This window comes from Streptococcus sp. HMSC068F04 (assembly GCF_001837455.1).
Classification (GTDB): Bacteria; Bacillota; Bacilli; order Lactobacillales; family Streptococcaceae; genus Streptococcus; species Streptococcus salivarius_D.
Genome location: NZ_KV832538.1, coordinates 26,819 through 40,324, shown reverse-complemented (window position 1 = coordinate 40,324; position 13,506 = coordinate 26,819). Strand labels below are relative to the sequence as shown.

The window sequence follows — 13,506 nt, the reverse complement described above, 5'->3', positions numbered from 1 at the left end:
CGCGTGTTCAAGTCATGTAGCCGGCATAAAATGCGAACGTAGTTCAGTGGTAGAACACCACCTTGCCAAGGTGGGGGTCGCGGGTTCGAATCCCGTCGTTCGCTTGAGGAGCCGGGGTGGCGGAACTGGCAGACGCACAGGACTTAAAATCCTGCGAAAGGAAACTTTCGTACCGGTTCGATCCCGGTCCTCGGCATAATATAATAATGAGCACCCTTAGCTCAACTGGATAGAGTACCTGACTACGAATCAGGCGGTTAGAGGTTCGACTCCTCTAGGGTGCATTTTATCGGGAAGTAGCTCAGCTTGGTAGAGCACTTGGTTTGGGACCAAGGGGTCGCAGGTTCGAATCCTGTCTTCCCGATTTATGGCGGTGTAGCTCAGCTGGCTAGAGCGTCCGGTTCATACCCGGGAGGTCGGGGGTTCGATCCCCTTCGCCGCTATATATATGGATTTCTTGGACCTTTAGCTCAACTGGTTAGAGCACTCGGCTCATAACCGAGCGGTCGTAGGTTCGAGTCCTACAAGGTCCATATATTAATTATAATATTTGGAGGATTACCCAAGTCCGGCTGAAGGGAACGGTCTTGAAAACCGTCAGGCGTGTAAAAGCGTGCGTGGGTTCGAATCCCACATCCTCCTTATAATTAACGCGGGATGGAGCAGCTAGGTAGCTCGTCGGGCTCATAACCCGAAGGTCGTAGGTTCAAATCCTGCTCCCGCAATATGGCTCGGTAGCTCAGTTGGTAGAGCAATGGATTGAAGCTCCATGTGTCGGCGGTTCGATTCCGTCTCGCGCCATTTTGTTAAGCGGGTGTAGTTTAGTGGTAAAACTACAGCCTTCCAAGCTGTTGTCGCGAGTTCGATTCTCGTCACCCGCTTTATTTGGATATTATAGCCAAGCATTTGCTTGGGCGCGTAGCTCAGATGGTTAGAGCGCACGCCTGATAAGCGTGAGGTCGGTGGTTCGATTCCACTCGTGCCCATATTGGAGAATTACTCAAGAGGCTGAAGAGGACGGTTTGCTAAATCGTTAGGTCGGGTAACTGGCGCGGGGGTTCGAATCCCCCATTCTCCGTAGTATTAAGACGAATTATCTTTTAGATAATTCGTTTTCTTTTTTTGAGGTGACAAAATGAAAAATAGTTTTTATCGATTTCTTCTTTATGGGTTTATTATTGTTCTATTTTTTGTAATGCTTTTTTCTTTTGTCTTTACTAATAAAAAATTAACGAAGGATATCTCGTCTAATGTTTCGGGTTTCGTTACCAAAGTAGACTCAGTGGTTTCAGTTCCATTTACTGCTTTATCAAAATCTCATAATGTTATTTCTGATCTCTTATCAACCTATAATGAGAATCGAGATTTAAAAAAATCTTTATCAAATTTAGAAAATCAATCATCTATTATTTCTAACTTGCAAGAAGAGAACGATTCTTTAAGAGCTTCGCTTAATCTTTCGGACAAACTAAGTCGTGATAATGTTCTCACTGCTGAAGTTTCTATGCGACCTTCTGTGACTTGGTTAAAAGAGTTAACAATTAATGTCGGTAAGTCTAAGAATGTTAGTAAATCTATGTTAGCAACTTCTAATGGTGGAGTAATTGGTTTGGTAACGAAGGTATATGATGATACTACTACTATTTCTTTACTTTCTAGTAGTTCTAGTGATAGTTACCTTGCTTCTAGCGTCAAATCAGAGGATGATAACCATATTTTCGGGATTATATCTCGTTATGATAATAAAAAGAAGCTGTTAGAGATGACACAACTCAATTCATCTTCTAACGTTAAGGTTGGCACTGAAGTAGTTACAAGTGGCCTTGATGATGTATCAGTAAAGGATGTTCCAATTGGTACTGTAGACTCTGTGAGTGATTATGAAGGAAATCGTACGATTTTGGTGAAACCTTATGCTGATTTTGATAAAATTTCTTATGTTACTCTAGTTGGAGATGGTAAATAATATGAAATTATCCAAGTATTCTATTATTCCTTTCTTACTGAGTATTGTTCCTTTTCTATGGGATGGTCATATTTCGATGATACTTAATCATTATTTATCTCCTGAATTTTTTCTATCATCTCATCTTTTTATTATTTATATTTTCATCTTAACTCTTGATTTTCCAAATAAGTATTCCTTTCTTTACCTTGTTTATTTTGGATTTCTTTATGATACCTATTATTTCAAAACAGTTGGTATAGTAATTCTAACTTTGCCACTGTTATGCTATCTGTTAACTCAGCTAGGTCGAATTATTAAGAGAAATACCTATGTTGATTTTTTGTTAATGTTTTTATTCCTCTTTCTATTTGATACTATAAATTTTGGCTTTGCCTTATTTTATGGTTTCTCCAATGAGTCTGTGACGAATTTTATTATTTATCAACTAAGTCCTAGTATAGTGTTTAATCTTTTGATCTTTATCTTTATTAAACCTATTCTTGAAAAATTATTTTTGTATCTGTCAGTTGATAGATTTAAATAGAACTGTAATATTGGCGTAACAAAATTTGCGCCATTTTTTGATACAATTAAAAGGTCTTATCGAAAAGGAGTAGTATTTTATATTATGAAAAAACGTATTCTTTCAGCAGTGTTGGTAAGTGGTGTAACCTTATCAGCAGCTGCATCAGTACATGCAGAGGATTATGATTCGCAAATCGCTGCTGCAGATAACGCAATTAGTAACCTTGCTTCTCAACAAGAGACTGCACAAGCGCAAGTTGCTACAATCCAATCTCAAGTATCTACACTTAGAACACAAAAATCAGAATTGGAAACTAAAAATGCTGAACTTGAAAAAGTATCAGCAGATTTGGAATCTGAAATTCAAGAATTATCAAGTAAAATTGTAGCTCGTCAAGATTCTTTGGCGAAACAAGCTCGTAGTGCTCAACAAAATAATACTGCGACTAGCTACATCAACTCTATCTTGAACTCTAAGTCAATCTCTGAAGCTATTACTCGTATCACAGCTATTTCAAAAGTTGTTACAGCTAATAATGACATGTTGACAAAACAAGAGTCTGATCAAAAAGAGCTTGCTGCAAAACAAGAACAAAACCAAGCTGCTATTAATGAGATTGCAACTAATAAAGCAGAACTTGAAACAACAGAAGCTGGTTTGACAACTCAACAAGCAGAACTAGAAGCAGCACAAGTTGCTTTGGCTGCAGAATTGGCTACAGCTCAAGATGAAAAAACATCACTTGTTTCTGCTAAATCAACTGCAGCATCAGTAGCTCAGTCACAAGCAATTGCAGAATCAGAGGCAGCAGCACAAGCAGTAGCATCTTCAGAAGCGGCAGCATTTGTAGCTCAATCAGAGGCGGCAGCAACTTCAGAAGCTGTAGCTCAACCTTCAGAAGCTACTGTTTCAGAAACAGCAACAGCCTCAGAAGCAGTACAAGAACCTGTTTCATCAGAAACTTCAGAAACTACTCAAGAGCCAACTGTTGCAACTTCAGAAGCAACACAAGAGCCTGAAGCACAACCAGAATCAGCTGCTCCAGCTGCTTCGGAAGCACCAGCTCCTGCTAGCGAAGCACCTGCAGCAACTTCAGAAGCACCAGCAAGTCAAGCACCTGCAGCTTCAGAAGCACCAGCACCAGCAGCTGAAACACCTAAAGTATCAGCTGCCTCAACTCCTAATACATATCCTGTTGGTCAATGTACTTGGGGTGCTAAATCATTAGCTTCATGGGTTGGTAATTACTGGGGTAATGCTAAAAACTGGATTGCTAGCGCACAAGCAGCTGGCCACTCAGTTGGTACAACTCCTGTAGCCGGAGCAATTGCGGTTTGGCCAAATGATGGTGGTGGTTATGGTCACGTAGCTTACGTAACATCAGCATCAGGTGCAAATTCAATTCAAGTTATGGAAGCAAACTATGCAGGTAACATGTCAATCGGTAACTACCGTGGTACATTTGATCCAACATCTTCAGCTCATGGTGGTTCTGTATACTATATTTACCCATAATGACTACAAGAAGGCGATTCGAATTTTCTCGAATCGTTTTTATTTTATAGCAAAATGTCTTTACTTTCTGGAATTACTTTTAGACGGGAAAATGTCGAGGTTAAGGTTAAATCTTTTTAGTCTTGTTAAGTTACTGTGACACCATTTATTTTGCATTGAAAATCAATCTAAAAAAAGGTAGAATGGTTTAGTAGATATTTTGGAGGAAATCATGTCTTATACGAATTTGAAGTTGTTTGCTTTATCATCTAACCAGGAATTAGCAGCAAAAGTTGCTGATAAAATGGGTATTGAACTCGGAAAATCAAGTGTTCGTGAATTTTCAGATGGTGAGATTCAAGTTAATATTGAAGAATCTATCCGTGGTCATCACGTTTTTATTCTTCAATCTACAAGCTCTCCTGTAAATGATAATTTGATGGAAATCTTGATTATGGTTGATGCGCTAAAACGTGCAAGTGCAGAAACAATCAGTGTTGTTATGCCTTATTATGGTTATGCACGTCAAGACCGTAAGGCACGTTCACGTGAGCCAATCACATCTAAATTGGTTGCTAATATGCTTGAGGTTGCAGGTGTTGATCGACTTTTGACAGTTGACCTCCATGCTTCTCAAATTCAAGGATTCTTTGATATTCCTGTAGACCATTTGATGGGTGCACCACTTATCGCAGATTACTTTGATCGTGCTGGTCTTACTGGAGATGATGTTGTTGTTGTTTCTCCAGACCATGGTGGTGTGACTCGTGCACGAAAACTTGCTCAATGTTTGAAAACACCAATCGCAATCATTGATAAACGTCGTAGTGTTGATAAAATGAACACTTCTGAGGTTATGAATATTATTGGTAACGTTGAAGGTAAAACATGTATCTTGATTGATGATATGATTGATACTGCGGGTACAATCTGTCATGCGGCGGATGCGCTTGCTGAAGCTGGTGCAACTCATGTTTATGCCTCATGTACTCACCCTGTATTGTCAGGTCCAGCACTTGATAATATTCAAAAATCTGCTATTGAGAAGCTTGTCGTATTGGACACGATTTATCTTCCAGAAGAACGTTTGATTGATAAAATTGAACAAATTTCAATTGCTGATTTGATTTCAGAGGCAATTATTCGTATTCATGAAAAACGTCCATTGTCACCTTTGTTTGAAATGGGCCATAAATAGACTAAAGCTAGCCTAGGCTAGCTTTTTTGGTGTTTAAATGCCTTTGAGTTTTTGATATAATGTAAGGCATAATTGCAAAGAGGTGACCGTGATGGATTTAACACAACGTTTTAATAAAAATTTAGATAAGATTGAAGTTTCAATGATTCGTCAGTTTGACCAATCAATTTCAGATGTACCAGGGATCAAAAAGTTGACACTTGGTGAACCTGATTTTACAACTCCAGATCATGTAAAAGAGGCTGCTAAAGCTGCTATCGATGCTAACCAGTCGCACTATACAGGTATGGCAGGGCTTCCTGCCTTACGTCAGGCAGCTGCGGAGTTTGTTAAGGAAAAATACAATCTTATTTATAACCCAGAAAATGAAATATTGGTGACTATTGGAGCTACAGAAGCCCTTTCTGCAACTTTGACAGCGATTTTGGAGCCAGGTGAAACGATTCTTTTACCTGCACCAGCCTATCCAGGATATGAGCCGATTGCAAATCTAGTTGGTGCTGAAATTGTCGAAATTGATACAACAGCTAATGATTTTGTTTTGACTCCGGAGATGTTAGAAAAGGCAATTTTGGAGCAGGGAGATAAGCTTAAAGCCGTTTTGCTTAACTACCCAACCAACCCAACCGGTGTGACCTACTCACGTCAACAGATTAAAGATCTGGCTGAAGTTCTGAAAAAATATGATATTTTTGTTGTTAGTGATGAAGTTTACTCTGAGCTAACTTATGTGGATCACCATGTATCTATTGCTGAGTATTTGCCGGAACAAACGATTTTGATTAATGGTTTGTCTAAATCTCATGCGATGACAGGGTGGCGTATTGGTTTGATTTTCGCACCTGCAGTCTTGACGGCTCAGTTGATTAAGAGTCACCAATATTTGGTAACAGCTGCAGCAACAATGGCGCAATTTGCAGCTATTGAAGCCTTATCTGCTGGTAAGGATGATGCCCAACCAATGAAAGTTGAGTACTTGAAGCGTCGCGATTATATTCTTGAAAAAATGACTGAACTTGGTTTCAGAATTATTAAACCTGATGGTGCTTTCTACATCTTTGCTAAGATTCCAGAAGGGTATACTCAAGACTCCTTTAAGTTCTGCCAAGACTTTGCTCGTGAAAAAGCTATTGCGATTATCCCAGGGGTCGCTTTTGGGAAGTATGGCGAAGGCTTTGTTCGCTTGTCGTATGCGGCTAGCATGGATACTATTGAAACAGCTATGACTCGTTTGAAAGAGTTTATGGAAGAACATGCAGAAGCTTGAGAGTAGAGGGCTTGTCCTCTTCAATCGTAATTATCGTGAGAATGATAAACTAGTTAAAATTTTTACCGAGCAAGCTGGTAAACGGATGTTTTTTGTTAGAGGTGGTGGGACAGGTAAATTAAGTGCTGTCATTCAACCTTTGACCATCGCTGAATTCATGATGACTGTAAATGATGAAGGTCTATCTTTCATAGAAGATTATAGCCAGGCACAATCCTTCAAGGAAATTACAAGCGATATTTTCAAGCTGTCTTATGCGACTTATTTGGCTGCATTGACAGATGCTACTATTGCTGATGGTGTGACAGATGCGCAATTATTTGTATTCTTGGAGAAGACGCTTGAATTAATGGAAGAAGGCTTGGATTATGAAATATTGACTAATATCTTTGAAATTCAGGTTTTAGACCGTTTCGGCGTACGCTTGAATTTTCACGAGTGTGTCTTTTGTCATCGTGTAGGACTTCCTTTTGATTTCTCGTTTAAGTTCTCGGGGCTACTTTGTCCAAATCACTATGCAGAGGATGAAAGGCGTAGTCACTTGGACCCTAATGTTCCTTATCTTTTAGATCGTTTTCAGGGGCTTTCCTTTGAAGAATTGAGAAGCATATCTGTTAAGGATGACATGAAACGAAAGCTACGATATTTTATCGATGACCTCTATGATAATTATGTTGGAATACATCTTAAAAGTAAGAAGTTTATTGATAATCTAAATTCTTGGGGCCATATTATGAATAAAGAAGATAGTGCTGACTAGACATTATCTTCTTTTTGTTTCACGTGAAACAGGAAAGTAATGGTTTTCAGTCTCAGGGGTTAAAATGCAGGTCAGTTCGTGCTATAATAATAAGATAATAAGCTGAAAGACTCTGCTAGAAACAGTGAACTAGTCTATTTTAGTTACCTAATATTTTATTGAAAGAAATCTGAGTTTGTTTTTTATGGCAGAGGACGAGAGGGAGAATGCTATGCATGTAATTGCAGTAGATGCTATGGGTGGCGATAATGCGCCACAAGCAATTGTAGAGGGAGTCAACCAAGCTATAGCAGATTTCAAAGATATTGAAATCCAGCTTTATGGTGATGAAGCTAAAATCAAGACTTATTTGACAGCGAATGAACGTGTGAGCATTGTGCATACTGATGAAAAGATAAATTCGGATGATGAGCCAGCTAAAGCTATTCGCAAGAAGAAAAAAGCTTCAATGGTCTTAGGTGCACAAGCTGTTAAGGAGAAAAAAGCAGGTGCCGTGATTTCTGCGGGAAATACAGGTGCCCTTCTTGCCGCAGGTCTCTTCGTGGTCGGACGTATTAAGGGAGTTGAGCGTCCAGGTCTTATGTCAACAATGCCAAGTTTTACTGGTCAACCCTTTGATATGCTTGATTTAGGTGCAAATGCGGAAAATACAGCTAGTCATTTGCATCAATATGCTATTTTAGGCTCTTTCTATGCTAAAAATGTGCGTGGCATTGCCAACCCTCGTGTAGGTCTCCTTAATAATGGGACTGAGGAAACAAAGGGGGATAGTCTTCGTAAGGAGGCTTTTGAACTCCTATCTAAGGAGCCAAGTATTAACTTTGTTGGTAATGTTGAGGCGCGTGAAATTATGTCAGGAGCTGCTGATGTAGTAGTCGCTGATGGTTTCACAGGAAATGCAGTTCTTAAGGCAATTGAAGGAACGGGACTTGGTGCCATGAAGACTCTTAAGTCAGCTATCATGAATGGTGGTCTTAAAGCTAAGTTAGGTGCCTTCCTATTGAAAGATAGTCTAAAAGGTATGAAAGAGACTATGGATTACTCTAGTGCCGGAGGTGCGGTTCTCTTTGGTCTTAAAGCTCCCGTAGTAAAATGTCATGGATCTAGTGATGCTAAGGCAGTTTACTACACCATTAAGCAGGTTCGTACGATGCTTGATACTAAGGTTGTTGAGCAGCTAGTTGAAGCCTTTAGTCCGAAAGAGGAGGCTAACTGATGAGTAGAGTAGAAATTCTTCAGAAAATGCAGCTCGTGATTCAAGAGCAGATGGGTAAAGAGGATATTGTTTTAGCCGAAGAAACCAAATTAGATGACTTGGGTGTGGATTCAATAGAACTTATGGAATTCATTATTAATTTGGAGGATGAGTTTGCTCTTGAGATTTCCGATGATACTATTGACCATATGGTTAAGGTAGCTGATTTGTTGGACTATTTGTCTGAGGAATTGAATAAAGAATAAGAAAGCTAGAGTTAGATAAGAGTATAATAGTTGTGTATTATATGATTGTTATTTTGTGGGAGTGAGGCAAGAAACTAAATGTTATATGGATTTAGTTCTGTCACACTCCTTTTTTCTATACATTTTTTATTAGGGAACTCTAAAAAAGAATCAAAAGACGAACGTTGTTTTTTTACTAAAGTAATAAAGTTTGCTATATATTGGTTTTTGGATTCTGGTGTGGTATAATTAGGAAGAATAAACTTGAAAGGCGAACAATACCATGTCAAACCAACTAATTTATACTGGTAAAGCTAAAGATATTTATAGTACAGAAGACGAAAATGTGATTAAGTCGGTCTATAAGGACCAAGCAACTATGCTTAATGGTGCTCGTAAGGAGACTATTAAGGGAAAGGGTGTGCTAAATAATCAGATTTCGTCTCTTATTTTTGAAAAATTGAATGCTGCGGGTGTAGCTACTCACTTTATCGAACGTATTTCTGACACAGAACAACTCAACAAGAAAGTGAAAATCATTCCTTTGGAGGTTGTTCTTCGTAACGTGACTGCGGGTTCTTTTTCTAAACGTTTTGGCGTGGAAGAAGGTTTGGACTTGAAAACTCCTATCGTTGAATTTTACTATAAGAACGATGATTTGGATGATCCATTCATCAATGATGAGCATGTGAAGTTCTTGGATATTGCCAATGATGAACAAATTGCTTATATCAAGGAAGAAACGCGTCGTATCAATGAATTGCTGAAAGATTGGTTTGCACAAATTGGTCTTCGTTTGATTGACTTCAAATTGGAATTCGGTTTTGATAAGGATGGCAAAATTATCTTGGCAGATGAATTTTCACCAGATAACTGCCGCCTTTGGGATGCTGAGGGGCACCATATGGACAAGGATGTCTTCCGTCGTGATCTTGGTAGCTTGACAGATGTTTATGAAGTTGTATTGGAAAAATTACAAGGATTGAAGTAGCCTTTTACAAATAGAATACTTGGTCTTCACTACAATCTTTAAGTAGAAATAGATAAAGGAAATAAAATGGATAAACGTATTTTCGTTGAGAAAAAAGCTGATTTTCGTGTGAAATCTCACTCTTTAGTAAAAGAATTAAAGCATAATCTTCAGTTGAAAACTTTGAATGATCTTCGTATTGTTCAAGTTTACGATGTCTTTAATTTGGCAGAGGACTTGTTTGCGCGTGCGGAAAAACACATCTTCTCTGAGCAAGTGACCGATACTGTTTTGGATGAAGCTGCAGTTAAGGCTGATCTTGAGAAGTATGCTTTCTTTGCTATCGAAAGTTTGCCTGGTCAATTTGACCAACGTGCGGCATCTTCACAGGAAGCTTTGCTTTTGCTTGGTAGTTCAAATGATGTAACGGTGAACACAGCGCAACTTTACTTGGTTAACAAGGATATTGATGCGAATGAGTTGGAAGCTGTCAAAAACTACCTCTTGAACCCAGTGGATTCTCGTTTCAAAGACATCACTGTTGGCATTGCTAAACAGGATTTCTCTGAGTCTGACAAGACCATTCCAAGTTTGGATTTCTTTGAAACTTATACGGCAGAAGATTTTGCTAAGTATAAGGCAGAGCAAGGATTGGCAATGGAAGTGGATGACCTTCTATTCATTCAAGATTACTTCAAGTCTATTGGTCGTGTGCCAACTGAGACTGAGCTTAAGGTGTTGGATACTTACTGGTCTGACCACTGTCGTCACACAACTTTCGAGACTGAGTTGAAAAACATCGACTTCTCTGCTTCTAAATTTGAAAAACAATTGCAAGCGACTTATGACAAGTATATTGCCATGCGTGATGAGTTGGGACGTACCGAAAAACCTCAAACCTTGATGGATATGGCGACTATTTTTGGTCGTTATGAGCGTGCCAATGGTCGTTTGGACGACATGGAAGTGTCTGATGAAATCAATGCCTGCTCAGTTGAAATTGAAGTGGATGTCAATGGTGTGAAAGAGCCATGGCTTCTCATGTTCAAGAACGAAACCCACAACCACCCAACGGAGATCGAACCATTTGGTGGGGCTGCTACTTGTATCGGTGGGGCCATTCGTGACCCATTGTCAGGTCGTTCATATGTTTACCAAGCCATGCGTATCTCAGGTGCTGGTGATATTACAACACCAATTGCTGAAACTCGTGCTGGTAAATTACCACAACAAGTGATTTCTAAAACAGCAGCTCACGGTTATTCTTCATACGGTAACCAAATTGGTCTTGCAACAACCTATGTTCGTGAATACTTCCACCCAGGTTTTGTTGCTAAGCGTATGGAGCTAGGTGCCGTGGTCGGTGCGGCTCCTAAGGAAAATGTTGTCCGTGAAAAACCTGAAGCAGGTGATGTGATTATCTTGCTCGGTGGTAAGACTGGACGTGATGGTGTCGGTGGTGCGACAGGTTCATCTAAAGTTCAAACGGTTGAATCTGTTGAAACAGCTGGTGCTGAGGTTCAAAAAGGGAATGCCATCGAAGAACGTAAGATCCAACGTCTTTTCCGTAATGGGGAAGTGACACGTCTTATCAAGAAATCAAATGACTTTGGTGCTGGTGGCGTCTGCGTAGCGATCGGTGAATTGGCAGATGGTCTTGAAATTGATCTAGACAAAGTACCATTGAAATATCAAGGATTGAACGGTACCGAAATTGCCATCTCTGAATCTCAAGAGCGTATGGCTGTGGTAGTTCGTCCAGAAGATGTAGATGCCTTCATTGCAGAATGTAACAAAGAAAATATTGACGCGGTTATCGTTGCGACAGTGACTGAAAAAACAAATCTTGTTATGCACTGGAATGGCGAAACCATCGTTGATTTGGAACGTCGTTTCCTTGATACAAACGGTGTACGTGTAGTTGTGGATGCTAAGGTAGTTGACAAGGATGTCAAGCTTCCAGAAGAACGCCAAACATCTGCCGAAACCCTTGAAACAGATACGCTTGCAGTCTTGGCTGACCTTAACCATGCCAGTCAAAAAGGCTTGCAAACCATCTTTGATAGCTCAGTTGGTCGTTCAACAGTCAATCACCCACTTGGTGGTCGTTACCAAATCACACCAACTGAAGCTTCTGTACAGAAATTGCCAGTCCAACATGGTGTGACAACAACTGCTTCTGTTATGGCGCAAGGGTTCAACCCTTATGTAGCAGAATGGTCTCCATATCATGGTGCTGCTTATGCGGTCATCGAAGCAACCGCTCGTTTGGTTGCTGCTGGTGCAAACTGGTCTAAGGCTCGTTTCTCTTATCAAGAATACTTCGAGCGTATGGATAAACAAGCAGAGCGTTTTGGTCAACCAGTATCAGCTCTTCTTGGATCAATTGAAGCGCAGATTCAACTCGGTTTGCCATCTATCGGTGGTAAAGACTCTATGTCTGGTACCTTTGAAGAATTGACAGTACCACCAACCTTGGTTGCTTTTGGTGTCACAACTGCAGATAGTCGTAAGGTCCTTTCTCCAGAATTTAAAGCTGCTGGTGAAAATATTTACTATATCCCAGGTCAAGCTTTGGCACAAGAAATTGACTTCGATCTTATCAAGTCTAACTTTGCTAAGTTTGAAGCCATCCAAGCCGATCATAAAGTCACATCTGCATCAGCTGTCAAATATGGTGGTGTCCTTGAAGCGCTTGCTCTTGCAACATTTGGTAACCATATTGGTGCCACTGTAACCCTTGAAAATCTTGAGACTGCCTTGACAGCTCAATTGGGTGGATTCGTCTTCACATCTCCGGAAGAGATTTCAGGGGTTGCCAAGATTGGACAAACAGTAGCTGACTTTACACTTACTGTCAATGATGTAACGCTTGATGGACACAAACTTGACAGTGCCTTCCAAGGTAAATTGGAAGAGGTTTACCCAACGGAATTTGCACAAGCAACTGAGTTGGAAGAAGTACCTGCTGTGGCATCAGATGCTGTTATCAAAGCTAAAGAAACAGTTGAGACACCAGTGGTTTACATCCCAGTATTCCCAGGTACTAACTCTGAGTACGATTCAGCTAAGGCCTTTGAAAAAGAAGGTGCAAAAGTCAACTTGGTACCATTTGTAACACTTAACGAAGAGGCTATTGTCAAGTCTGTTGACACCATGGTTGACAATATCGAAAAAGCTAACATTATCTTCTTTGCAGGAGGCTTCTCAGCAGCCGATGAACCAGACGGATCAGCTAAATTTATCGTTAACATCTTGCTCAATGAAAAAGTACGTGCAGCCATCGATAGCTTCATCGAACGTGGTGGTTTGATTATCGGTATCTGTAACGGATTCCAAGCTCTTGTCAAATCAGGTCTTCTTCCATATGGTAACTTTGAAGATGCAAGCAGTACCAGTCCAACCCTCTTCTACAATGATGCCAATCAACACGTGGCTAAGATGGTTGAAACACGTATTGCCAACACGAACTCACCATGGCTTGCTGGAGTAGAAGTTGGTGACATCCATGCCATCCCAGTATCACATGGTGAAGGTAAATTTGTCGTGACAGCTGAGGAATTTGCAGAGCTTCGTGACAATGGTCAAATCTTTACCCAATATGTTGACTTCGAAGGTAAACCAAGCATGGATTCTAAATACAATCCTAACGGATCTGTGAATGCTATCGAAGGTATCATAAGTAAGAACGGTCAAATTATTGGTAAGATGGGTCACTCAGAACGTTTCGAAGACGGTCTTTTCCAAAATATTCCAGGAAATAAAGACCAACACCTCTTTGCGTCAGCGGTTAAATACTTTACTGGAAAATAATAGAGTGACAAGTGCACTCAGTAATGATATTTTTCAATGTAGCAGTAGTTCTAAAGAGCTTGAAAACTTGAGTTCCAATTAGTGAAATGA

The 13,506-nt window shown here is 40.0% G+C and carries 10 protein-coding genes and 12 tRNA genes; all 22 read left to right on the top strand.

Translation table 11 applies throughout. The features are described from left to right. The first annotated feature begins 32 nt into the window (after positions 1 to 32). The 22 genes from HMPREF2571_RS10120 (at position 33) to HMPREF2571_RS10015 (ending at position 13,416) form a co-directional block, all read left to right on the top strand. A tRNA-Gly gene (locus HMPREF2571_RS10120) sits at positions 33 to 104 on the top strand. Between the two features lie 6 nt (positions 105 to 110). Further along, positions 111 to 196, top strand: a tRNA-Leu gene (locus tag HMPREF2571_RS10115). Between the two features lie 14 nt (positions 197 to 210). Continuing rightward, positions 211 to 284: transfer RNA gene (locus tag HMPREF2571_RS10110), tRNA-Arg, on the top strand. A 6-nt stretch (positions 285 to 290) separates the two neighbouring features. Further along, positions 291 to 364 (top strand) — tRNA-Pro (locus HMPREF2571_RS10105). Between the two features lie 5 nt (positions 365 to 369). Continuing rightward, positions 370 to 443, top strand: a tRNA-Met gene (locus HMPREF2571_RS10100). Between the two features lie 16 nt (positions 444 to 459). Next, positions 460 to 533: transfer RNA gene (locus tag HMPREF2571_RS10095), tRNA-Ile, on the top strand. A 19-nt stretch (positions 534 to 552) separates the two neighbouring features. After that, a tRNA-Ser gene (locus HMPREF2571_RS10090) sits at positions 553 to 642 on the top strand. A 9-nt stretch (positions 643 to 651) separates the two neighbouring features. Further along, positions 652 to 725: transfer RNA gene (locus HMPREF2571_RS10085), tRNA-Met, on the top strand. Between the two features lie 3 nt (positions 726 to 728). After that, positions 729 to 801 (top strand) — tRNA-Phe (locus tag HMPREF2571_RS10080). Positions 802 to 810: 9 nt separating this feature from the next. Next, positions 811 to 881: transfer RNA gene (locus tag HMPREF2571_RS10075), tRNA-Gly, on the top strand. A gap of 31 nt (positions 882 to 912) precedes the next feature. Further along, a tRNA-Ile gene (locus tag HMPREF2571_RS10070) sits at positions 913 to 986 on the top strand. Between the two features lie 4 nt (positions 987 to 990). Continuing rightward, positions 991 to 1,078, top strand: a tRNA-Ser gene (locus HMPREF2571_RS10065). Between the two features lie 57 nt (positions 1,079 to 1,135). Further along, the gene (gene mreC, locus HMPREF2571_RS10060; RefSeq protein ID WP_013989878.1) at positions 1,136 to 1,966 is read left to right on the top strand and encodes a rod shape-determining protein MreC; all 831 of its coding nucleotides are present in this window, start codon (positions 1,136 to 1,138) and stop codon (positions 1,964 to 1,966) included. A 1-nt stretch (position 1,967) separates the two neighbouring features. Then, on the top strand, positions 1,968 to 2,492 hold the full coding sequence (gene mreD, locus HMPREF2571_RS10055) for a rod shape-determining protein MreD (RefSeq protein WP_014633740.1): 525 nt from the start codon (positions 1,968 to 1,970) through the stop codon (positions 2,490 to 2,492). An 84-nt stretch (positions 2,493 to 2,576) separates the two neighbouring features. Then, on the top strand, positions 2,577 to 3,989 hold the full coding sequence (locus HMPREF2571_RS10050) for a PcsB-like coiled-coil domain-containing protein (protein ID WP_070848053.1): 1,413 nt from the start codon (positions 2,577 to 2,579) through the stop codon (positions 3,987 to 3,989). Between the two features lie 211 nt (positions 3,990 to 4,200). After that, entirely contained in the window at positions 4,201 to 5,166 is a 966-nt protein-coding gene (locus tag HMPREF2571_RS10045) for a ribose-phosphate diphosphokinase (RefSeq protein ID WP_002886286.1), read from the top strand. Positions 5,167 to 5,257: 91 nt separating this feature from the next. Continuing rightward, on the top strand, positions 5,258 to 6,433 hold the full coding sequence (locus HMPREF2571_RS10040) for a pyridoxal phosphate-dependent aminotransferase (protein WP_070848050.1): 1,176 nt from the start codon (positions 5,258 to 5,260) through the stop codon (positions 6,431 to 6,433). Then, positions 6,420 to 7,193, top strand: coding sequence for a DNA repair protein RecO (recO, locus tag HMPREF2571_RS10035; protein ID WP_070848046.1), 774 nt, complete (start codon positions 6,420 to 6,422; stop codon positions 7,191 to 7,193). Before HMPREF2571_RS10040 ends, recO begins: the two co-directional genes overlap by 14 nt. Before the next feature lie 211 nt (positions 7,194 to 7,404). After that, positions 7,405 to 8,409, top strand: coding sequence for a phosphate acyltransferase PlsX (plsX, locus tag HMPREF2571_RS10030; RefSeq protein ID WP_013989885.1), 1,005 nt, complete (start codon positions 7,405 to 7,407; stop codon positions 8,407 to 8,409). After that, complete coding sequence (locus HMPREF2571_RS10025; RefSeq protein ID WP_013989886.1) at positions 8,409 to 8,654, top strand: phosphopantetheine-binding protein; 246 nt, start codon at positions 8,409 to 8,411, stop codon at positions 8,652 to 8,654. The genes plsX and HMPREF2571_RS10025 overlap by 1 nt, the downstream gene beginning before the upstream one ends. A 262-nt stretch (positions 8,655 to 8,916) precedes the next feature. Continuing rightward, positions 8,917 to 9,624 (top strand): phosphoribosylaminoimidazolesuccinocarboxamide synthase, encoded by a 708-nt coding sequence (purC, locus tag HMPREF2571_RS10020; RefSeq protein ID WP_037599463.1) that lies wholly within the window; start codon positions 8,917 to 8,919, stop codon positions 9,622 to 9,624. Positions 9,625 to 9,690: 66 nt separating this feature from the next. Continuing rightward, complete coding sequence (locus HMPREF2571_RS10015; RefSeq protein WP_064525004.1) at positions 9,691 to 13,416, top strand: phosphoribosylformylglycinamidine synthase; 3,726 nt, start codon at positions 9,691 to 9,693, stop codon at positions 13,414 to 13,416. Positions 13,417 to 13,506: the final 90 nt, after the last annotated feature.